This window comes from Haloarchaeobius sp. FL176 (genome assembly GCF_024609245.1).
Taxonomy (GTDB): Archaea; Halobacteriota; Halobacteria; order Halobacteriales; family Natrialbaceae; genus Haloarchaeobius.
Genome location: NZ_JANJYH010000007.1, coordinates 107,947 through 127,777 on the forward strand (window position 1 = coordinate 107,947; position 19,831 = coordinate 127,777).

The 19,831-nt window shown below is 64.1% G+C and carries 22 protein-coding genes and 1 pseudogene; 15 read left to right on the plus strand and 8 right to left on the minus strand.

What is annotated here, in order from left to right:
• Window positions 1-10: 10 nt before the first annotated feature.
• Genes NO978_RS14050 through NO978_RS14060 form a run of 3 tightly spaced genes read right to left on the minus strand, consistent with a single transcriptional unit; the run spans window position 11 to window position 3,726 of the window.
• Window positions 11-1,681, minus strand: a complete 1,671-nt coding sequence (locus NO978_RS14050; protein ID WP_257300224.1) for a phospholipase D-like domain-containing protein — start codon at window positions 1,679-1,681, stop codon at window positions 11-13.
• A gap of 38 nt (window positions 1,682-1,719) precedes the next feature.
• Window positions 1,720-2,952, minus strand: a complete 1,233-nt coding sequence (locus NO978_RS14055) for a HEAT repeat domain-containing protein (protein WP_257300225.1) — start codon at window positions 2,950-2,952, stop codon at window positions 1,720-1,722.
• 54 nt (window positions 2,953-3,006) lie between these two features.
• The gene (locus tag NO978_RS14060) at window positions 3,007-3,726 is read right to left on the minus strand and encodes a protein sorting system archaetidylserine synthase (RefSeq protein ID WP_257300226.1); all 720 of its coding nucleotides are present in this window, start codon (window positions 3,724-3,726) and stop codon (window positions 3,007-3,009) included.
• Between the two features lie 111 nt (window positions 3,727-3,837).
• Here NO978_RS14060 and NO978_RS14065 point away from each other — a divergent pair, with 111 nt between their 5' ends.
• Window positions 3,838-5,139: an NAD(P)/FAD-dependent oxidoreductase gene (locus tag NO978_RS14065; protein WP_257300227.1), complete on the plus strand. Its 1,302-nt coding sequence runs from the start codon at window positions 3,838-3,840 to the stop codon at window positions 5,137-5,139.
• Here NO978_RS14065 and NO978_RS14070 read toward each other — a convergent pair.
• Entirely contained in the window at window positions 5,058-5,756 is a 699-nt protein-coding gene (locus NO978_RS14070; RefSeq protein WP_257300228.1) for a Na+/H+ antiporter NhaC family protein, read from the minus strand. The two genes, NO978_RS14065 and NO978_RS14070, sit on opposite strands and share 82 nt — an antisense overlap.
• Before the next feature lie 204 nt (window positions 5,757-5,960).
• Here NO978_RS14070 and NO978_RS14075 point away from each other — a divergent pair, with 204 nt between their 5' ends.
• The 4 genes from NO978_RS14075 (at window position 5,961) to NO978_RS14090 (ending at window position 9,817) form a co-directional block, all read left to right on the plus strand.
• On the plus strand, window positions 5,961-6,974 hold the full coding sequence (locus tag NO978_RS14075; RefSeq protein WP_257300229.1) for a nicotinate-nucleotide--dimethylbenzimidazole phosphoribosyltransferase: 1,014 nt from the start codon (window positions 5,961-5,963) through the stop codon (window positions 6,972-6,974).
• A gap of 10 nt (window positions 6,975-6,984) precedes the next feature.
• The gene (locus tag NO978_RS14080; RefSeq protein ID WP_257300230.1) at window positions 6,985-8,313 is read left to right on the plus strand and encodes a cobyrinic acid a,c-diamide synthase; all 1,329 of its coding nucleotides are present in this window, start codon (window positions 6,985-6,987) and stop codon (window positions 8,311-8,313) included.
• Window positions 8,314-8,734: 421 nt separating this feature from the next.
• Window positions 8,735-9,019 (plus strand): translation initiation factor eIF-1A, encoded by a 285-nt coding sequence (locus NO978_RS14085; protein ID WP_089732944.1) that lies wholly within the window; start codon window positions 8,735-8,737, stop codon window positions 9,017-9,019.
• A 126-nt stretch (window positions 9,020-9,145) separates the two neighbouring features.
• A complete protein-coding gene (locus NO978_RS14090) occupies window positions 9,146-9,817 on the plus strand; it encodes a hypothetical protein (RefSeq protein ID WP_257300231.1) in 672 nt (223 codons plus the stop codon).
• A 76-nt stretch (window positions 9,818-9,893) separates the two neighbouring features.
• Here the strand turns inward: NO978_RS14090 and NO978_RS14095 are convergent.
• Together NO978_RS14095 and NO978_RS14100 are read right to left on the minus strand one after the other, a co-directional pair.
• Window positions 9,894-10,157, minus strand: a pseudogene (locus NO978_RS14095) (SdpI family protein); the annotation flags it as partial.
• Between the two features lie 110 nt (window positions 10,158-10,267).
• Window positions 10,268-11,305, minus strand: a complete 1,038-nt coding sequence (locus NO978_RS14100; RefSeq protein WP_257300233.1) for a site-specific integrase — start codon at window positions 11,303-11,305, stop codon at window positions 10,268-10,270.
• Between the two features lie 360 nt (window positions 11,306-11,665).
• Between NO978_RS14100 and NO978_RS14105 the strand changes: the two genes are divergently transcribed.
• From NO978_RS14105 to NO978_RS14150, 10 genes are all read left to right on the plus strand, one after another.
• Window positions 11,666-11,929 (plus strand): MarR family transcriptional regulator, encoded by a 264-nt coding sequence (locus NO978_RS14105; RefSeq protein ID WP_257300234.1) that lies wholly within the window; start codon window positions 11,666-11,668, stop codon window positions 11,927-11,929.
• A gap of 96 nt (window positions 11,930-12,025) precedes the next feature.
• Window positions 12,026-12,415: a hypothetical protein gene (locus NO978_RS14110; RefSeq protein ID WP_257300235.1), complete on the plus strand. Its 390-nt coding sequence runs from the start codon at window positions 12,026-12,028 to the stop codon at window positions 12,413-12,415.
• A gap of 21 nt (window positions 12,416-12,436) precedes the next feature.
• A complete protein-coding gene (locus NO978_RS14115; protein ID WP_257300236.1) occupies window positions 12,437-12,589 on the plus strand; it encodes a hypothetical protein in 153 nt (50 codons plus the stop codon).
• A gap of 81 nt (window positions 12,590-12,670) precedes the next feature.
• Complete coding sequence (locus tag NO978_RS14120; RefSeq protein WP_257300237.1) at window positions 12,671-13,021, plus strand: hypothetical protein; 351 nt, start codon at window positions 12,671-12,673, stop codon at window positions 13,019-13,021.
• Entirely contained in the window at window positions 13,009-14,235 is a 1,227-nt protein-coding gene (locus tag NO978_RS14125; protein ID WP_257300238.1) for a hypothetical protein, read from the plus strand. The genes NO978_RS14120 and NO978_RS14125 overlap by 13 nt, the downstream gene beginning before the upstream one ends.
• Window positions 14,232-14,819 (plus strand): hypothetical protein, encoded by a 588-nt coding sequence (locus NO978_RS14130; RefSeq protein ID WP_257300239.1) that lies wholly within the window; start codon window positions 14,232-14,234, stop codon window positions 14,817-14,819. The genes NO978_RS14125 and NO978_RS14130 overlap by 4 nt, the downstream gene beginning before the upstream one ends.
• Window positions 14,812-15,645: a hypothetical protein gene (locus tag NO978_RS14135; RefSeq protein WP_257300240.1), complete on the plus strand. Its 834-nt coding sequence runs from the start codon at window positions 14,812-14,814 to the stop codon at window positions 15,643-15,645. Before NO978_RS14130 ends, NO978_RS14135 begins: the two co-directional genes overlap by 8 nt.
• Entirely contained in the window at window positions 15,642-16,850 is a 1,209-nt protein-coding gene (locus NO978_RS14140; RefSeq protein WP_257300241.1) for an ATP-binding protein, read from the plus strand. The genes NO978_RS14135 and NO978_RS14140 overlap by 4 nt, the downstream gene beginning before the upstream one ends.
• A gap of 157 nt (window positions 16,851-17,007) precedes the next feature.
• The gene (locus tag NO978_RS14145; RefSeq protein ID WP_257300242.1) at window positions 17,008-17,385 is read left to right on the plus strand and encodes a hypothetical protein; all 378 of its coding nucleotides are present in this window, start codon (window positions 17,008-17,010) and stop codon (window positions 17,383-17,385) included.
• A gap of 130 nt (window positions 17,386-17,515) precedes the next feature.
• Window positions 17,516-18,421 (plus strand): DUF6338 family protein, encoded by a 906-nt coding sequence (locus NO978_RS14150; RefSeq protein ID WP_257300243.1) that lies wholly within the window; start codon window positions 17,516-17,518, stop codon window positions 18,419-18,421.
• Here NO978_RS14150 and NO978_RS14155 read toward each other — a convergent pair.
• Both NO978_RS14155 and NO978_RS14160 read right to left on the minus strand, forming a co-directional pair.
• Complete coding sequence (locus NO978_RS14155; RefSeq protein WP_257300244.1) at window positions 18,418-18,873, minus strand: hypothetical protein; 456 nt, start codon at window positions 18,871-18,873, stop codon at window positions 18,418-18,420. The two genes, NO978_RS14150 and NO978_RS14155, sit on opposite strands and share 4 nt — an antisense overlap.
• Window positions 18,874-19,143: 270 nt before the next feature.
• Complete coding sequence (locus NO978_RS14160; protein ID WP_303647323.1) at window positions 19,144-19,398, minus strand: hypothetical protein; 255 nt, start codon at window positions 19,396-19,398, stop codon at window positions 19,144-19,146.
• Window positions 19,399-19,831: the final 433 nt, after the last annotated feature.

Consider the following 19,831-nt stretch of genomic DNA (forward strand, 5'->3'; position numbering starts at 1 on the left):
TTCTCGCGGCTCACCCCTGGAGCTCGCCCTCGTACTCGAACTGTACCCGTCGCCAGCACACCAGCACCGCGAGCGCGGCGGCGGCGATAGCGGCTACCCAGAGCAGCCGCGGTCGGAGCACGCCGTCCCCGTCGCTCCCGCCGCGCCAGTCCGCGTCGAAGGCGTCGGCGTAGTATCGCCCGACTTCGTCGCCCGTCAGGACGACCGCGACTTCGCGGTTCTCCCGGAGCGAGTTCGTGTTCCAGTTCACGCTCCCGAGGACGACGTGGCGCTCGTCCACGACGACCCCCTTCGCGTGGAGCTTCTCGAATCGGCCGGCGGGGTCGACCAGTCTGGCTTCCACGTCCAGCCCCTCCCGCTCCGCGATGGCGTTCAGTCGGTCGACGACGCGCCCGTTCTCCGCCTCGGCGTACCACGCACTGCTCAGCAGGAACCGGACCCGCGTCCCGTTCCGGGCCGCGGCGAGAGCAGCCTGCACGAGCGGCGTGTCGACACCGTCCACGCTCATCTGCTCGATGCGGACGGCGGAGTCAGCGCCGGCGATCAGCGAGACCAGTGACGCCTCGGCGTTGTCCGGCGCGACGAGCACGGTCGTCGAATCGACCGGGACCGTACTGGCCGCGATGCGGCTCGGGTACGAACTCGTCGCGGGTTCGCAACGCACCGGGTCGACAGCCTCGCGTCGGTCGAGCCAGGGCGCGGCGTCGTGTGCCGTCCAGTCGGCGTTGAACGTCCGGTTCAGGGCACCGACCGGCTCGGAGCCGTTCAGGACGACGCCCCAGCCGCGGTTCGCGTGTCCGCCGGTTCCGGACGGCTTCCAGTTCTCGGTGAGCACGAGCGCCCGTTCGTCGGCGACGAGGTACTTCGCGTGGTGGAAGTCGTACCGGGCGGTCTCGCCGCCGAGGAGCCGCACGGAGACGCCACCGGCCCGTAGCCGGTCGAGTGCCGCGACCTCGCGTGCCGAGAGCCCGCCGACCGGTGCGTCGTCGACGAGTACCCGCACCGTTACCCCACGCTCGGCCGCGGCGAGCAGCGCGTCGGTCACCCGGTCGGACGTGAAGGTGTAGCCCGCGAGGAGGACGCGGTCGTCCGCGGCGGCGATGGCGTCCAGCGGGACCGCCGTGTCGGGCATCACGAAGGCACGGACCTGTCCCGGGCCGCCGCGCGCTGGCTCGAAGTCGGTCGCCCCGCGGGGGACCCAGCGGTCGCCGGTCCAGCGTTCGGCCGCCGGCGCGTCCTCGTAGGCCAGCGTGGCCACCCGTGAGCCGTTCCGTGTGAGTACGACCCGTTCGCCACCGTTGGCGAGCCGTGGGAACTCCCCGACCGCGACGACGCGCGCCACGGACTCGTTCACGTCGGGGGGGAGAGCGGCTGGCTTCCCGGTGAACGCGACCCGGCCCGAGACGGTGACGTTGGGGAGCCCCGCGGTTTCGTCGTCGTCGCCGACGGTCCAACCTTCGAGAGTGGTCGCGTCCGGGAACGACGCGACGACGTACTCCCCGGCGTCACCCGCTGCGACGGGATTCGGGAGCACCGCGACGAGGTGGGGTGCGTCGCTGCCGGTCTCGTTCGGCGGTGCGTCGACGTCACCGGAGGCGGCGTCCGCTCCGGCTGCGACCGCACCAGCAGTCGCTAGCAGGCAGAGGAGTACGACCGCAACGAGTGTTCTCGAACCGGACACGCGGGGTCTGGCCCCGCCTTCCTACAAGAAGGGTGCGTTCAGACCGCCTTCTTCGCTTCTTCCTGGACGAGGAAGGAGTGGTCGTCGGTGTACTCGGCGACGGCGTCGAGCGCGGTCTCGGTGCCGATGCGGTTCAGCGCCCACGCGGCGCTGGAGCGGACGGTGTCGTCCTCGTCGTTCTCGAGGACGTCCGCGAGCGGTTCGACGGCGCGGGTGTCGCCGATGAGGCCGAGGGAGCGGGCGGCCCGCGAGCGGGTCATCGCGTCCTCGGCGACGAGCTTGTTCGCGATGCCCTGGGTCGCCTCCTCGCTGCCGATCTCCCCGAGCGCACGGAAGGTCACCTTCTGGAGTTCCTTGTCGGAGTCGGCGTCGACGTACTCGACGAGCGTCTCGACGGGCTCGTCGCTGCCGATCTTGCCGAGGATGCTGATGGCCCTCTTGTCGCGGCGCTGGGCGCGCTGCATCATCGGGTCGAGCGCCTCCTCGGGCCCGAAGTTCTCGAGCGACTCGAGGCAGTGCCGCTCCATGAAGTCGGACTCGAACATCTCGAGGCCGATGAGGATCTTCTCGGCGTCCATGTCGCGCTCGAAGGTCTTGATGGCGTTCCACTCCGGCGGGAAGTCCTTGCGGTGGTCGACGACGTCGTAGAAGCCGTGGTAGTCGAGCATCTCCTTCTGGGAGAGGTCGTCCCACTCCTCGGCGTCCTCGAGGCCGGCGAGCAGCTCCTCGCTGGCCTCGAGCAGGCTCGCGATGTCTTCCGCGTCGTCGTCGGCGTCGAGCCCCATGGCTTCGACGGTGGCGGCGGCGTCCTCGAGGAACGTCTCGGCGTCCTCGATGCTGTCCGCGTCCCCGCTGACGTCGAGCAGGTCCGTCCCGAGGAAGTCGTTCACGGCGTCGAGGACGTCCGGCTCGCCGTCCTCCGTCCATCGTGTGTCGGCGACCGTGGACTGTGCCTCCTCGACGTTCGCGACGACGTCCTCGCCGTAGGGGCCGCGCTGTTCTTCGAGGTCGTCACGCGCCTCGGAGAGGTCGCTGTCGAGTGCCTCGGCGGGGTCCTCCTCGTCCTCGTCGTCCGGCTCGGGGAGTTCGGCGGCCTCGAGGTCCTCCTCGAGTGACTCGATGTCTGCCTCGACCTCGTCGAGTTCGGGCTCGGTCTCGGCGGCGTCTAGGGCCTCGCTGATGGCGTCGAGCCGTTCGCGAAGGGCCTCGACGTCCGCGACAGCGACCTCCTCGCTGCTCTCGTCGCCGGCGTCGCCCTCGTCCTCGCTCATAGGGTACCACCCGTTACCGTCACGTTCATGCGCGAGTGTCGGGCCAGCGTCTCCCTAAGCGTTTCCATACAATTTCGTGACGACCCACCCGCCGCGCCAGTAGAACAGGGGACCCGCGACGAGATAGGCCAGCCCGAGGGTGAGCAGCGCCCACGGGAACGTTCGCCCGAACTGGTACGGGATGAGCACGGCCAGCGCGTGGACGACGCCCATCAGCAGCGCGTCGCGGGCGAGCAGGTCCGGGTAGCAGATGGTCGAGACCATCAGGTAGACGAACGCGGCGGTGCCGACGAGCAGCAGTGTCGGGTCGTGGACGCCACAGAGCACCGTCGAGCCGATGATTGTCGCGGCGAGTGTCGTCGGCACGCCCTCGGTGTACTCGTCGCCAGCGTCGTAGGCCGTGTACATCCCGAGCCTGACGACGCCCATGGCGACGAACAGCGCGGGCAGTACCGCGGTCGCGGCGGTCCTCGCGGTGAGTGGGTCGAAGGAGACCGGCCACGCGGCGTCGACCGTCGCGTAGACGAGCACCGCTGGCGCGACACAGAACGTCGCCACGTCCGCCAGCGAGTCGAGGTACGGGCCGACCTGCGAGCCGCCGGCGTAGCGTGCGACGACGCCGTCCAGTCCGTCGGCGATGGCCCCGAGCAGCACGAGTCGCGCAGCGAGTTCGACGTCGCTGAAGGCGACGACGACGGCCACGAACCCGAGTGCGGCGTTGGCGGTCGTCACCGCGTCGGCGGGGCCGAGCCGACCGACGAACCGGGGGAGCATACCCACCGGTTCGCCGTCCCCGTTTTACGCTCTTTCGGTCTCGACGGGCGGTCGCACGCGGATGGTTCACCGACCCGGCTGGCTAAGGAGTCCCAGACCCAAGGATGAGCCATGCGAGTCGCCGTACTCGGTGCCGGATACGCCGGTGTCACACTCACGAAGAAGCTCGAGCGAACGCTCCCGGAGGACGTGGAGCTGGTCCTCGTCGACGATACGGGGGTCCACCTCGTCCAGCACGAGCTCCATCGGCTCGTCCGCAAGCCCTCCCTCGCCGACGTCATCACCATCCCGCTGACCGACCTCGTGGACCGTGCCGAGGTGCGCGAGCGTCGCGTCACCGGGGTCGACCGCGAGGAGCACCTCGTGCGCTTCGCCGACGGAACGACCCTGTCCTACGACGTGGCCGCGGTCTGCCTCGGCGCGGAGACCGCGTTCTACGACCTGCCGGGCGTCGAGGAGCACGCGACGCCCCTGAAACGCCTCGAACACGCCACCCGCGTTCGCGAGGAGTTCGACGCGGTGCGCGAGCGGGATGGTCACGTCGTCGTCGGTGGCGCGGGTCTGTCCGGCGTGCAGGTCGCCGGGGAGCTGGCGCAGGTCGCCGCGGACGACCGCGAGGCGGCGGCGCAGGCGGAGACGGCCGAACAGGAGGAGGTCCGTATCTCACTCGACGAGGCCGACGCGGAGCCCGCGACCGACGAGGCCGTCGACGACGAGTTCGACACCGAGTTCGAGGACTTCGGCGAGTTCGACGCGCTGCCCGAGGAGGGCGTGACCGTGACGCTGCTCGAACAGTTCGACAGCGTCGCGCCGAACTTCCCCGAGCGGTTCCAGCGCGCGGTCCACGACCAGCTCGTCGAGCGCGGCGTCGACGTGCGGACGGGCGCGACGGTCGAGCGCGCGACCGCGGATGCGGTCCACCTGACGGACGGCACGACCATCGAGTACGACCAGTTCATCTGGACCGGCGGCATCCGCGGGCCGGACGCGATGGCGGGCGACCGACCGGTGGTCCGGAGCACGCTCTCGCTCGACCGGACGACGTTCGTGGTCGGCGACGCCGCCCGGATGGTCGACGACGACGGCGAGGCGGCCCCGGCGAGCTCCCAGTCTGCCATCCGCGCTGCCCGCGTCGCTGCGGAGAACATCGACCGGATGGTCGACCACCTGCGCGACGGCGAGGCTGGCGACTTCGACCCGCGGCTCGACCGGTTCGACTTCGATTCACCGGGGTGGCTCGTCTCGGTCGGCGACGGCGCGGTCGCCCAGGTCGGACCGACGGTGTTCACCGGGCGCGCGGCACTGGCGCTGAAGGCGACGGTCGGCGGCGGCTACCTCTCCTCTGTCGGTGCCGTGCGGAACGCCGTCGACCTCGTGAATCGAGAGCTCGGAATCGACCCCGGCGACGAGTGAGAAGCGACCCGGGCTGCGACCGGCTCAGTACGGGATGACCCGGAAGCTCTCCGGCAGGACGAGCCCGAGCGTGAGGAACAGCAACGCGGCCACCCCGGCGCTGATGAGCGCGTAGGGAATCTGTGTCCGACGTGGACCATGTGGTCGCTGCCCGAGGTGGAGGACGCCAGCACCGTCGTGTCGCTGATGGGCGACGTGTGGTCACCGAAGATACCGCCGCTGAACACGGCCCCGAGCACGAGGTGCAGGTTCGCGCCCGTGGCGAAGGCGAGCGGGATGGCGATGGGGAACATGATGCCGTAGGTCGACCACGACGAACCGTCGGAGAAGCTGACGAAGCTGGTCGTCGCGAACACCGCGACCGGGACGATGAACGCGGGGATGTCGCCGAACGTCTCGGTGATGAACGCACCGATGCCGAGCAGGGAGACGGCGTTCTGGATGGACCTCGCGAACATCAGGATGACCGCCGCGAGCAGGATGCCCTTGAACCAGACGAGCGTCGCGTCGGCGCCGTCCTTCAGCGAAGGGACGTTCCCCTGGAGCCGGTACACGATGAATGCGACGGCGAGCGCCGGAACGACCGACAGCCAGCCCGCCTCGATCCCGGTCACCATAGGCTATAAACTCCGAGTTTTGGTAAAGAGTTCCCCGTCCCGTCGACTGCTTCGTTCCGCCCTGGTCTGGCAGTGAGCCGCGAAGCGACCGCCATCGACCGACTAATTAAAGTGAGGTTGTGCTAGATACGACGTAGTGATGTTTCGAGCGAGCTGGGACCGGGCCTGGGGCGAAGACGACCCGACACAGCGGGTAAAGTCGCCATGAGGCTCGTCGTCGTCGCGGGGTCGACGCAGACGGCGACCATCGACGGCATCAGCGCCGCCGGGGCCGACGCGGACGCCCTCCCTCACACACCGAGTGCTGACCTGGAGATCCTGGACTACGGCGAGCCGGTCCAGTCGCCGGTCGTCCCCGTCAGCCCGACGGGCTGTCCCACGCCGGCGGTCGTCACCCGCGCCGTGCGCGAACACGTCGGATTTGACGTGACCGCCGTCGACGCCGGACTGGCGCGACCGACCGCCGCACCGACCGTGGACATCGGGGACGAGCCGGGCGCTGATATCAGGGACGTCGACCCGGTGCCGGACGCGGACCGGCTGTTCGAGCGAGCGCGGTCGTTCGCCGCCGGGCTCCCCGACGACGAAATCGCGGTCGCAGAGACCATCCCCGGGGGCACGACCACGGCGCTCGGCGTGCTGACCGCGCTGGGCGAGCGGCCGGCCGTCTCCTCGTCGCTGCCGGAGAACCCGCTGCCGCGGAAGCGACGTGTCGTCGACGCGGCGCTCGCGACGAGCGACCTCGCGCCCGGTGGTGCAGCCGGCGAACCCGTCCGAGCCGTGCGACGCGTCGGGGACCCCGTACTCGCGGTCGTCGCCGGGGTCGTGGTCGGTGCGAGTGAGGCGGGCACCACGGTCAGGCTCGCCGGGGGAACCCAGCTCGCCGCCGCTGCAGCGCTCGCCCGGCACGCCGGCGTCGGCGGACCGCTGTCGCTCGAGACCACGTCGTTCGTAGCCGACGACGACAGCGCAGGAATCCACGGCCTCGCCGACGACCTCGACCTGATGCTCCGTGCGACCGACCCCGGTTTCACGGCACTGGACCACCCGGCGACGAACGCCTACGTCGCCGGCGAGGCGAAGGAGGGCGTCGGGATGGGCGGGGCACTCGCGATGGCCGCGCGCGACGACCTCCCGATGGCGACGGTCCGGGAGACGATGGTTGCACTCGTCGACGACCTGCTCGCCGCCGGTACCGCCAGGGGGTCACAGTCATGAGGGCCGTCCCGTGAGGGGCCTCGTCGTCGCCGGGACAAGCTCCGGTGTCGGCAAGACCGTCGCGACGCTCGCGACCATCCGCGCGCTCCAGCGTGCGGGCCACGACGTACAGCCGGCGAAGGCCGGAGCGGACTTCATCGACCCGAGCCACCACGCCCAGGTGGCCGGCAAGCCGTCACGCACGCTCGACACCTGGCTCGAAGGCCAGGACGGCTGCCGCCGGAACTACTACCGTGGCGAGGGCGACATCTGCGTCGTCGAGGGCGTCATGGGCATGTACGACGGCGACGTCTCCAGCACGGCGGCGGTCGCGGCCGCCCTCGACCTCCCGGTCGTTCTCGTCGTCGACGCGAGCGCGGGGATGGAGAGCGTCGCCGCCACGGCGCTCGGGTTCCGCACCTACGCCGACGAGCTGTCTATCGACGTGGACGTGGTCGGCGTCCTGGCACAGCGAGCCCACGGCGGCCGCCACGAGCGCGGCATCCGCGACGCGCTCCCCGACGACCTGACGTACCTCGGTCGGGTCCCACCACGGGAGGGGCTCGAGATTCCCGACCGTCACCTCGGACTCCACATGGGCGACGAGGCCCCGGTCGACGACGATGCGCTCGACGAGGCCGCCGACCACGTCCGGACGGACCGGCTCCTCGACCTCGCCCGCGACGCCCGGCGACCGGCGGCGACGGCCGACGGCGAACAGTCCCGCGCCGGCAGCGACCGGCGCCCGACGGTCGCCATCGCCCGCGACGCCGCCTTCCGGTTCGTCTACCCTGCGACGATGGAGCACCTTCGCACGCTCGCGGACGTGACCACCTTCGCCCCGGTCGCCGGTGACGACCTCCCCGACTGCGACGCAGTCTACCTGCCCGGCGGCTACCCGGAGCGCCACGCCGCCGCGCTCTCCGACGCGCCCGCTCTCGGGACGCTCGCCGAGCGCGCCGCCGACGGGATCCCCGTTCTGGGAGAGTGTGGCGGTCTGATGGCGCTAGCACGGTCGCTCACGACCGTCGATGGCGACCGGTACCGGATGGCCGATGTCCTGCCGGCGGCCGTCCGGCTGCACGAGCGCTACCAGGCACTCGACCACGTCGAACTGCGGGCGACGACCGACGGGCCGACCGCGGCAGCGAACGCCCGACTCCGTGGGCACGAGTTCCACTACTCCTCGGCGACGCCGGACAGCGACGCACGGTTCGCCTTCGAGCTGGTACGCGGCGAGGGAATCACCGACGGAAAAGACGGCCTGACCGAGTACCGGACCGTCGGGACCTACTGCCACTGCCACGGCGCAAGCGGCGCGTTCGACCGACTGGTCGAGGCCGCTGCCGGCGACCGCTGAGCGACCGCAGTCGTCGCCGTCGAGAATCGCCCGGATGCCGTCGTGAGCTTTCTCGGTCCCCGTGTCCTCCGGCCCGTCGCGCAAGACGTCGGGGTAGTCTTCGTCGAGGCCGTTCACCGCACCGACGAGACCGTTCCCGAGGCCCAACGTCCGCCAACGCTCGTTCGTGTAGACGACTGTTCCGGCCGCGCCCAGCATCGCGATCTACACCGGCACGAACTCGGCCACCCCGCGAAGTATCTCGTCGGAGACGGGGATTTAAATCGAGCAGCGCCAGAGCGATGAGAGAGACGCCCATTTTCGTCGTTCAGATACGTGTTCTCCCGCGGTTCTCGATTTCGATAGTGCCGGCCGGTCGACGGGTCATGGGTGGTGGGCTCTCTCTCGGAGGATTTAACCGTCGCTCCGACGTATTGAGAGTGTGAGTGAAAACGAAGAGCGGCGAAACCTGCGGATGCCCAACGACGACGAGCTGTTCGCGACAGTGACCGAGCACCTCGGTGGGAACCACGTGCGCGTCCACTGTCAGGACGGCGAGACGCGACTCGGCCGAATCCCCGGCCGGATGAAGTACCGGAACTGGATCGAAGTAGACGACGTCGTCCTCGTCGAGCCGTGGTCCTGGCAGGACGAGAAGGCCAACATCGAATGGCGCTACACCAGCCAGGACGCCGACCAGCTCCGCGCCGAAGGGCACATCCAGTAGACCCGCTGTCGCGTGTCGTCCGGGTGACCGACTTCTCCACCGAAGCCGACCCGAGAGCGACAGCGCCGGCCCCTACTCGTCGCCTCCAGTCGATACTGTTATCGGGTTGAATGGTCGACGGGTCTCATGACAACTCGTTCGAATGTATCGCGACGACGGGTCGTCGCTACCCTGGCTGCCGCGAGCCTCGCCGGTTGCCTCGGCGACAGCGACGGAGCGTCGGACGACGCCACGACCGGGACCACCGACCCTGCCGACACCTCGACTCCCGGAACGACGACCAGCGGACTCCCGACCGAGTCGGACGACTCGAGCGGAGACACCAGCCCTGCCGGCAGCTGTGCCGCCGCGTTCGGCGACACCGACCGCCGGTACGAGCCGGGCGACCGAGAGCTCGCCCACACGTTCGTCTACCCACTCGGCGGCGAGATCGTCGTCACGGACGCCGACGATTTCGGTGGCCCGTTGACCCGCTTTGGCTACCCACCATCCGACGACGGGCAGTACGAGCAGTACCTGAGTGTCCGCGAGCGGGTCGTGGACGACGGACGCGACTCCGGCGCAGCGTACACCGAGTCCGACTCGTGGTCCGCCACGACCGTCACCTACGAGGGCCGCGAGCGGACCGCCGCAGTCAACCGCATCACGGACACACAGGAGATCTGGATCTTCAGCGCCACCGACGGCGATACGACCTACGAGTTCGAGGTCTACGCCGAGCGCGGCACCGGTGACGCCTGCCCGGACGCCTACCGCAGCATCTGCCGCCGTGTCGCGGAGTCGTTCGAACCCCGATAACGTTCCCGAAGACAGGAGGAGTCACCCGACGGGAACGAGCGAACATACTCGCTTTCGGCACGCCCCCCACTGAGACCTACACGGCAGTAATCCCGGCTGTCAGGAGCGCTGGAATGAGAAGGAAGTAGATTGCATAGTCCCCGAAGAAGAGACCGACAAGCGTGAGAACAGCGGTGCGTTTGAACAGCCGACCGCCAAGCGCGTGGGTCCGGTCCCAAACCTCGTCGCTGCTGAGCGTCCACGGCGTCCGAATACCAGCGAACCAGTTCCGCTCGGCGTGTGGCAGGAAGACGCCGACGTAGTAGAACAGGCCAGCCGCGCCAAACAGAATCAGGCCCGTTCGACAGATAATCATCCCTCAGTCTGGTGGTTATCTCATACCAAATGTATGGGCGCTGCAGGAACGCGATTGTCGCGGATAAATCCCTTGCCTGATTGCGTTTTCCATAGTCATCGGAGGTGCTTCCAACGGCGGTTTGCTTTCTCGCGCTCCGAGGCGCGGTCGTAGTGCTTGTCGAGAATGAACTCCGAAGCGTCGAGTCGGTCGGAGACCACTTCACGAGGGACGCCGTCGTTGCGGTACTTCGTCACCCGTGCCTTCCGCACGTCGTGCGGTGACCGGGTCGAAGGGCACTTCGAGGCGTAGGTGTGGTCGACAGCCTCGCACTCGTCGATCTCGCGATTGTGCGGGCACCCGTTGTCAAGCCAGCACGGGCGAGTTACCTTGTAGAGCGTATTGCGGATACAGCTCGTGCTGACCCGTCCTTTTCGCGTCGTAATCAACGGATTCCGGCCATAGTCGTCTTCCTTATCCTTGCGTGGTCCATCGAGGTAGGCCTGAACGATTCGAGCGACACGCGGGGTGATTCGGTTGTAGCGTTCCCCGCCAGTCTGGTTCTTGAGTGGCGTGTCCGTCTCCGGTCTGTGGACGAACTCGACACCCGGCTGATCGCCGTCCAGGTCGATGTCCCGAAGGTCAAGTGCACGAATGCCACCAGTCCGCGCTCCACAGTGCCACAGCAACAGCAGTATGACGTGGGTGCGGCTGGCGTACTCGTAAGTTTCGAGGTATTCGAGAATCGGAGGGACTCGTTCGGGATCGATGCTCGAATCGCTCACGTCCCCACCCTTTTCGATGCTCGGGACGGGCACCTTGTCGTAGAGTTCCTCCGGAACTGCCTCGATGGTCGCCGCGAACTTGAGGAACCGACGAAGCGTGGTCATCGAGGATTTGAGCGTGGTACCAGCGAGCTGGTCGACCTTGCTTCCCGAGTAGTTCCCCTCCCGTCGCCACACGCGGTACTCGTAGAGATCTCGACCGTCGAGGTCAGCCAGGGTTCCCACGTCGTTCTCCTCGCACCACTCGATGAACGGCCGGAGACGGGCAGTCTGTGATGTTCGGGTCCACTGCGCAGTGTCGTCTTTCCGGCTGTCGATGTACAGGTCGACACCCAGCTCGGGAGGTAGCGGATCTAAGTCCTCAGTCATTTGCCCACCCCCGTCGGTCGCGAAGACCGCGCGAAGTGCGACAGGACTGGGACCAACTGTCGACAGGATATGGCGATACGGCTGTCTCGTGCGAGGGTTTAACCCTCGTGCTGTAATCGTCGGACATGGGTTTCGTACCGAAGATACGAGACCCCACGCGGGCCCGATGTGCCTGCATCGGGGGCCGCATTTTCAGACAGACCCTCACTCGGTGAGCTTTGGGTCCGTGTGGAGCCTTCAACAAACAATTGTTTGCTCGGAACTAATAACTGTTAGGTGTGAGGGGCTAACAATTATACTGGAACAACCAGATACACATTTAGCACTGTGTATATCCGGTTTCCACCTGAATCGAGGTGTATGCGGCTGGTCGCTGATTGGATGACAATCGCTGATGACCGGATTCTCGAATTCCTCTCAGAGGAAGGGCCACACCCACCTAGCAGAATGGCGAAAGATTCCCGCATGCGATTCGGAGCCGAGTACATCGGTCGACGGCTCCGTGAACAGCTGGTTCCGCACGGATTAGCTACGAATCTCGGGAATGGTGTCTACTCAATCTCCGAGACTGGACAGGATTACCTCGCCGGAGAAGTAGACGCTGCAGAGCTCGAAGCCGAGTAGCCAGATTCGAGTACGCCCTGGTCAACCCCGGTTCCCGTCATCCATCCCTCGCTGAAATCCCCTTGAAGTGCTGGTTCTCGTCGGATTATCTGTAGTATGTCGAGAAACCAGATCGACCTCGTCGACGTAGTAGCGTTGATTCTCGTCCCGTTCATGGGCGCTATCGCCCTCGGGACCATCGGGATGCAAGTAAACGTGTTCGGGAACTTCGCGTTCTCGGACGTGCTCTGGTCGGCCTCCAGCGTGGAGCTGACCGCCGCCGCGCTCCTCTCTATCGCGGGCACCGTCTGGATTGTCGCCACCAACGAGATCGACGGCAGTAGCTACGAGAACTACGAGCTCTTAATCCTCGCCGTCACTCTCGGTATCGTTCCGGCGTACGTGCTGATTCCGGCTGTCCGGGCTTTCGTCGGCATCGACGCCGTCTCGTTCATCCTCGCGATGGTCCAGTCCGGCGGCGCGATTCTCGTCAGCTACGTCGAGTAACCCCGCTACCCCTACCCATTCATGAGTACCAACCAACCCGCAGAACCCGGCAGAATCGTGCTCCAAGGCTTCGACCCGGATACTACCAAGCAGCTCGAACGCATCATCACCACGGCGGGCATCCGCCAGCGCGTCATCGACCGCCAACCCAACCGGGGTGAGAGTCGTGAGTGATCCGACCGCCCGCCTGGTCGGCCTCGCGTTCTGTGCGGTCGTGCTCGTCGGCTCGCTCGTCTGGTTCGGGGTGAGCCTCGCATGAAGCTCCGGGTCATGGTCATGGCGCTCCTGCTCGTCTCGACCGCCCTTGTCGCACCAGCTGCGGCTACGATGCCCGACGACGATGACGACGGCACCGGCTTCGCCGGAGACCCCTGTGGCCGCGACGTGATCGGTGTCGCCGTCGACATGCTCCAGGGCAACTTCGACAAGTCCACCGAGTGTCGTATCGAGCAGATTCGCCAAGGCAACAAAGAGCAGGAGATGCAGGACATCCACTCTCGTGCTGGAACGCTTGCTGTGTCGTCTGACAGCTTCCTCGACGGCACCACAACAGCCTCGAAAATGCCCGTACTGTGGCGTGGACGAAGGCCGAGGTGGCGACACTGAACGCGTTGGAGAACAACAGTTCGCAGGCAGAGACGCGCGTAGCGGCTCGGAATGCTGTCCGGCGGTACTACAGCCGGATGCTCCAGAACGTGATTGCAGACCGGAACGCGAAGTGGGAAGAGTTCGAGTATCTCGACGAGGTACGACGCAACGAATCCCTCAACAGCAGTACGTTCTACATCGACTGGGCAGCCAATGACGACCGACTTGACCTGAGCATCACCAACCGCACAGTCGTCGACCGCTATAACTACACGCTCCCCAACGGCTCCGTCGTCCAGTTCGCCGCGATGGACGCGAAGGGTGACGGTTCCCACGTCGGCGGCGGTGGCATCGGCCAGTACTACGGCCCGCTCGTCGAAGGTGCGACTCTCGTCGGGAACGACGACTACGGCAATGACGGCGTCGCCAACGTCGACGTGTTCTCCGAATACGACGGCCAGCAGGTCCACGTCTACAACGGCTCGCGCTGGTGGGCCATCGTCACCGAGATCGAGAGCCAGAACCAGCAGATGCTGGACAACATGAACAGCACCGTCAACGGGCTCTACGGCAGCTACGTCCGGGGCGAACTCGACATCGAGGAGTACCAGTCTGTCCAGGCGGCCGCGATGGACAGTAGCCAGAACCTCGACGAGACGGGCTACTCGTTCTACTCCGTCGTCGCGCTCGCCCAGGCCGGAGCGACGACCCCCAACCTGAACACGACGGGCTCGATGACGATCTCGACCGATGAGTTCACCGCGAACAACACCACCGAGGAGCTGACCGGGCTCGCCGTCGGTGACCCGCCGGACGGCTCCGGTAACTGGACCGTCGGCACGACCTACAACCCCGCCAACGGGAACGGCACGCTGACGTTCCACGTCGAAGCCTCCAACCGGAGCGTAGTACTGACTGAACCATTCGAACTCACCGGCGCGACCGACAAGGACGGCGATGCAATCGAAGTGGTCGAAGGCCAGGAGTACAACTACCGCACGAACGACTACGAGGAGCTCGGCGAGAAGCTCGACCGCATGATCGAGCTCCGTCAGGAAGAACAGGAGCGCATCGAAGAAGCCGCTAATGGTGGCAGTGGAGGAGGTATCGGCTGGCCCGATATCGGTGCGGGGGCAGGCTTTGCCCTCGGTGGCGGCGTCGTGATGCTCGCCATCGCCGCCGTGCTCGTCGGCATCGGTGTAAAGCTCTACATCGAGGTGGTCACCCCGTGAAACGGGCCGCGGTCATGGTCATCGCGCTCGTGCTCGTCTCGGCAGGTGCTGTCCCTGGGGTAACCTACGCACAACAAGACGGGGACAACTCGACCGAGATGAACACGACAGTACCGGATGGCCAGAACGCCTCGGCGATTCGCGCCGATCTCGGTGCAGGCGTCACGCTCATCGATATGGAAAAGCGGCCCGGCCGCATCGTGCTCGTACTCCACTCGGAACTACCTGCGACGCTACTCGGGTGGCAGGACAGCATGGGTGCGATGAAGGCCGCCAACGAACGTGGGGGGGACGACCTCGCTGCCGTCGACATGAGCTCCTACGAGCGTCAGGTCTGGCTTGATCGTGGCCGTCAGCGTGTGGTGCTCGACGTCGAGACATGGCGCGGTGCGTCGACCGTCACCGTCTGGACGACTGAGAAGGAATTCGTCATCTCGACGGACCTGCCGTCCGCGAATCCGTTCGGTGCGACCTCGTCGACGGGCGGCTGGCTCGGTGGCTTCGGCGTCGCGGTTTGCATGGTCTCGCTAGCTGCCTGGAAGCACAAGCGGAATCCTCCCCAGGGGGTGCGTGAACTTGAGTGACCGCTACCGCCCCACCTTCGCGAGCCGCTGGGACTACGCCGTCTACCTCCTCGCGGAGTACAAGGTCCCAATCACCCTGACCGTGCTCGCAGTCGGCGTGTGGGCTGCCTGGGCCGTCGAGACCGTCCCCTCGCCACCGCCGGAACTGGTGAACTTCGCCGCACCCGTCGCCATCCTCGCAATCCCCGCCTATGCGGTCGGTGACCGCCTCGCGAAGTGGCTCGACCCCCACGAATGGGTCAAGGTCGGCGTCGCAGACCCCGGTACTGTCGACGGGGACAACTTCGAGACCGCCAAGTACGACGGTAAAGGCGTCGCACCCGACCTCTGGGAGCAGAAGACCGTCACCGGCTACAGTCCACTCCGGCCCGATGATGGAACGTTCGACGCGGTCGTGACTGCGTTCGAGTACTACGACGACATCGAGGAACTGGAGGTTCGCGGCTGCGAGCAAGCCGAACTCCCGCCGTCCGATGCGTGGGAGTCGGCGACTCGCGTCGATGAAATCTACGAGCACCACCACCGGGTGAAGCGAGCGTACAGTCAGCTCAAATCGACCGTCCACAGCTACGCCACGCAGGTTCACGACGCGACCCTTCTACTCGCTGCCAGCGAAGACGAGAAAGCGAACGTCGCGCCCGAGGTGGAGATCCAGGCGCTCATCGACGAGATGGAGAGCGAAGTCGAAGATCTGCCCGAAGCGCCCGCGCCCGACGACGACGGACAGTGGCTTCGGGAGGCGAAGGGCAACCTCGGCGACCTGGACTCGCTCGATGACCATGACCAGATGACCGACGCCGTCGCAGACGGTGGTGAGAATCCGTGAGTCGCGACGAGGGCGGTTCCGGTGAGTGGGCGAGCAGTGAGGCGAAGGACTGGAAAGACGGCCGCCACAAGCGCGAGAACGCTCACGTCCTGCCCCACGCTGGCGAAGTCGGGAACACGAAGACACGACAGACGCTCACCGCGCTGCACGGTGTCTACAAGCGCGCTTACCACCGCGGCTGGATCGACGGCGACTGGCCCGATAGCGTGACCGAGCTGTCGACCTACCGGCGGTGGCGGGGTACCCAGCAGACCGAGGCGTTCGCCCGCGCCGTCGACCAGGGCGACGCGGTCGATCTCCGCCAGCAGGTCGGCAGTCAGAACGACGAAATCGACGTGTCCGGCTGGCGCGACATCGAGCACATTCGCGAGATAGCCGTTCAGCGGCATCTCCGGCTCTACATCTATGGCGAACCCGGTACGGGAAAGACTCGTTCTGGCTCGCTCGTCGCCCGTCACTGGGTCGAGGAGCGCGTCGAAGAAGGCCACCAGGACGCGCTTGTACTCACGAATATCCGAACGCTATCCGACGAACACGAGCGCGTGCGCTGGGTGTCGAACTGGGCGCAGCTGAAAGAGGTGATGCACTCGGAGATGGACGACATTCTCGCCGAGAATACCCGTCCCGTGCTGTTTCTGTTCGACGAAGCGTCGAGTCAGGCGGCCGGTCGGGGCAAGCAGGGCCACGAAGCGAGTACGAAACTCGCGACGCTGGTCTACAAAATCCGGAAGTTTGCGGGCGCTATCGTCATCATCGGCCACGACGGCAAGGACCTCCACCCCGCCGTTCGCGAGCTGTGTACGGTCTGTGAGAAGGAGTCGAAGAAGGTTGCACGGTTCTACGAGACGGTCAAGAACCGGGAAGGCGTCGACCCGATCACGCCGACGGTTACCGGCTGGCCCGACTCCATGTGGCAGCCCAACGACAAGGACCCCGCGCCCTGGTCGTGGGACGATGGTCAGGAGGGCAAATCGGGCGAATCCGACTCGCACATCTCCCAAGAAGACGCGTATCGGGAGTTGGCGATCTGGACCGTCGTCGACGAGAAGACGAGGAATGGCGACGCCGCCCTATCGTTCGACAAAATCGCGCAGAAGCGCCTGAGTGGGATGTATTCGGGCGAATGGTGCCGTCGCCGCTGGAAGGAGTACGACTCCGGCGAGCACGCCGAGACAGTTGCGAACGTACAGGAGGCAATCGCGTGATGGCGAGAACCCACGCGGCAACCAACAACTCGACTCCCCCCGACGTGGTCATACACGCGGGGCCGCTCTCGCTTCGCGTCGAGCGACCGCATGACCATGACCGCGCGCGGCCCCGGCGGCTCGCTATATATAAATCGCGCCCGCGAGGTGCGTTCGCGTGAGTCGGTCCTCGAAGGCGAGCCGGTACGGGTCGCTCGCGGAGAAGCACCTCGCCGACGAGCGCGGGCTGGTGCTCGACGGCCAGCACACGAGCTGGTGCGATGCCCGGTTCCACAACGGCACGCCAGTCGAGATTAAGAGCGCGATGGTGTCGACCGGCTACTTCCAGATCTACCGGAAGTACCACGAGAAGCTCCGTGACGCTGGCGGCTGGTACGGATTCGTCGTCTACCGTGAACACGGCGACGGGATTCGAGTTCTCAAAACGCGAATGGCACGGCCTGAGCGATTGCCACTTCAATCGCTCTGGTCCCCGACTGGTGGACACCGAAACAGCGAGAAAGCTAAAATTAATATTGGAGAAGTTATTTATTAACTTGAAAAAATCAAGTCTCTAAGTATTCTTGGAAGCGCCCGTCTTTGCTACCTATAGTGGTGAGATCGGAGATCGGGGTCGGTGCTTAACCGTAGTTATTTTCTACACGTAGAGGTCATGATAGAGCATAATGGCAAACCCAGGAACAGTCCCAATAAGTATACTATCCATTATTTTATTAGTCGTTCCGGGTCTCTTGGGTTTGGAGCTATACTACCGCTTCTCGAAGAAGACGGAATCACTATCCAGGATTCAATGGATTGTGTATAGTTCACTCCTGAGCATCAGCTCGCTTCTTTTAATATATATTACCACACCACACCATTTCGAATTCATCAATTCAAGTTCGGCCAATATAGTCGGAGCTTGGAATATTGCAACCGAAACTGAGATCTCGGAGCTATCAGTATCAGCGTTAGTCTCTTTTTACGTACTTCACATCTTTGCAGCTGGTACTGCCGGACTTTTGATTGGAATCGTCGACAATAAAGTAATACATCGAGGAGAATCTCTCGATCGTCGAGAGCCATGGCACTACGCATTCGACCTTGTCCCAAATGACCAAGAAGCAGTCGAGGTTATTATGGAAGATCAAACCGTTATTGAAGGAAGATACAATGAGGCTGCATGGGATGAGTCCCGACGCGAGCTATTTCTTGATGATCCCTACGAGATAATATATACGAGTGACGGAGAGCGACGACTCCAGGAGATCGATTTAGGACGTAGTATTATTCTGAAAGAGGAAGCCATATCTTGGGTAGTGTTCACGAAAGAAGACCCAGACCGTGAGAAGGCTTCGGAAATTGATGAATCTCGTGGAGACGCCCATCGTGGAGAAGTTCCCACGCAGAGTTCTCCTGGCTATGAGAGGGAACCCTGGGTGCAGTCTTCACTTAGTGAATTCAGCATTGATGGCGAAGAGACGATTTCAGAAGAAGCAGATAAACTTCTGAGTGATTCCGCTGAATCAGGAAATTCGGAAGATCCAGATAAAATTGAAACAGAGGAAAGCGAGGAGAAGGAAGACAGCTAAATCCCCAAATCTTCTTTTATTTCGCTGTTCTCGGTATAGTCCGGATAGGAGCGATATACATAACGCAATAACCGGTCTAAAGATTGGTCGTTGCGTGATTTTTTGAGCTTTTGGGCATTTCTGAATATATCGTCGACATCGTGATCATCATTTAAAATCGTCTGAATGACCCTTCTGCCACGTGGACTAATAGAGTATTCAAATCGTTCGTTTCCGCTACGGGTGTTTTCTACGCTCTTTTCAATCAATTCCCTACTCTCAAGATCGTCTAACGTCTGATGCAACTCTTTCGAAAAAGGACCGTATTTATCGGGGTCAAAATGGAATTTATCCGGTAATCCGCCCTCTTGCTGGCCAAGGAACACCAACTTCTGAAATCTTGTGACTCCATCAATGGAACGCCGACTATCAACGTACAATAACGCAAGTGGAATCAAGTCAGCATTTACCATATTCAGTCACCCTCAATCTGGGAATCCTCTGGTGTAGTACTAAACTTTGGGGCTATCAACTAAAGTCTGGTCATTGTCCATATTGGTCGAATTCGGGGTATAGGAAGCCCATATACATATTTCTCACAAGTTTCCTGCCTAGAACAAAGGATGGGTAGATGTTAGTGTAGACTGATTCAGTCTCCTTTGAGATACGTCTAACAGGGCCGTGTATCTTCTACGGGTCTAATCCAGTTACTCAGACCGACGGTCACAATCGATATATCGATTTTATCCCCGATTTGAGTCAACAATTTCGGTGATCTCAAACGAAGTGGCTCGCGTCGAGAATATTTCGGCAATTTCGCGCTTCTGCTGCATGGTCAGGTCATCGCGTTCGAGCACGGTCTCGGCGGCACGAACGAGTTGGGGCACGTCCTCGCAGGCAGAGACGACAGCCGTCGTCTTGTTGCAGTCGTAGAAGCGGCTGGCGCGCTCGATGGCGTCTCGTCGATACGCTTTGTCGCCGTCGGTTCGGATTCGCATGGTCGTCTCGTACACACGACCCCCAGAATCCTAGTTTTTTCGAGTGACTGGAACCCCTATTTCGAGGTGATTCGGCTGGTTCGTATCGGCTAGCCGAGTAGAGTACCGGGTTGAGACGACGATGGTCGGGGCTGTGTACACACGACGATCTCCGGCTCGTGTGCATATTCGGGGAAGCGTGTTTGTTGACGTGTGACCCCTGGGGGTCAGACTTTGAAGGACTGTTGACCCCTATTTTAGCAAATTCAGCAGAACCCTATCGCCCGAAAAGCTACCTTTCCACGGCCATGGATACATTGATATGGCTTCCCGTCGGTCCCTGCTCGCGACAGTCGGTGGAACAGCCTCTTTCCTATTTTGCGGTTGTCAAGAAATATCCGGGAACAGAGGCGAGATTGGGACTACGGGCCATCCAACTAGGCGAGATACAGGG

Excerpts from the sequence above, each read along its gene's own strand:
- NO978_RS14150 (WP_257300243.1), top strand. The coding sequence starts at position 17,516 with ATGGCAAACCCAGGAACAGTCCCAATAAGTATACTATCCATTATTTTA.
- NO978_RS14060 (WP_257300226.1), bottom strand. The coding sequence starts at position 3,726 with ATGCTCCCCCGGTTCGTCGGTCGGCTCGGCCCCGCCGACGCGGTGACG.
- NO978_RS14155 (WP_257300244.1), bottom strand. The coding sequence starts at position 18,873 with ATGGTAAATGCTGACTTGATTCCACTTGCGTTATTGTACGTTGATAGT.
- NO978_RS14100 (WP_257300233.1), bottom strand. The coding sequence starts at position 11,305 with ATGACTGAGGACTTAGATCCGCTACCTCCCGAGCTGGGTGTCGACCTG.
- NO978_RS14105 (WP_257300234.1), top strand. The coding sequence starts at position 11,666 with ATGCGGCTGGTCGCTGATTGGATGACAATCGCTGATGACCGGATTCTC.
- NO978_RS14075 (WP_257300229.1), top strand. The coding sequence starts at position 5,961 with ATGAGGCTCGTCGTCGTCGCGGGGTCGACGCAGACGGCGACCATCGAC.
- NO978_RS14115 (WP_257300236.1), top strand. The coding sequence starts at position 12,437 with ATGAGTACCAACCAACCCGCAGAACCCGGCAGAATCGTGCTCCAAGGC.
- NO978_RS14120 (WP_257300237.1), top strand. The coding sequence starts at position 12,671 with ATGAAGCTCCGGGTCATGGTCATGGCGCTCCTGCTCGTCTCGACCGCC.
- NO978_RS14055 (WP_257300225.1), bottom strand. The coding sequence starts at position 2,952 with ATGAGCGAGGACGAGGGCGACGCCGGCGACGAGAGCAGCGAGGAGGTC.
- NO978_RS14065 (WP_257300227.1), top strand. The coding sequence starts at position 3,838 with ATGCGAGTCGCCGTACTCGGTGCCGGATACGCCGGTGTCACACTCACG.
- NO978_RS14160 (WP_303647323.1), bottom strand. The coding sequence starts at position 19,398 with ATGCGAATCCGAACCGACGGCGACAAAGCGTATCGACGAGACGCCATC.
- NO978_RS14070 (WP_257300228.1), bottom strand. The coding sequence starts at position 5,756 with ATGGTGACCGGGATCGAGGCGGGCTGGCTGTCGGTCGTTCCGGCGCTC.
- NO978_RS14110 (WP_257300235.1), top strand. The coding sequence starts at position 12,026 with ATGTCGAGAAACCAGATCGACCTCGTCGACGTAGTAGCGTTGATTCTC.
- NO978_RS14090 (WP_257300231.1), top strand. The coding sequence starts at position 9,146 with ATGACAACTCGTTCGAATGTATCGCGACGACGGGTCGTCGCTACCCTG.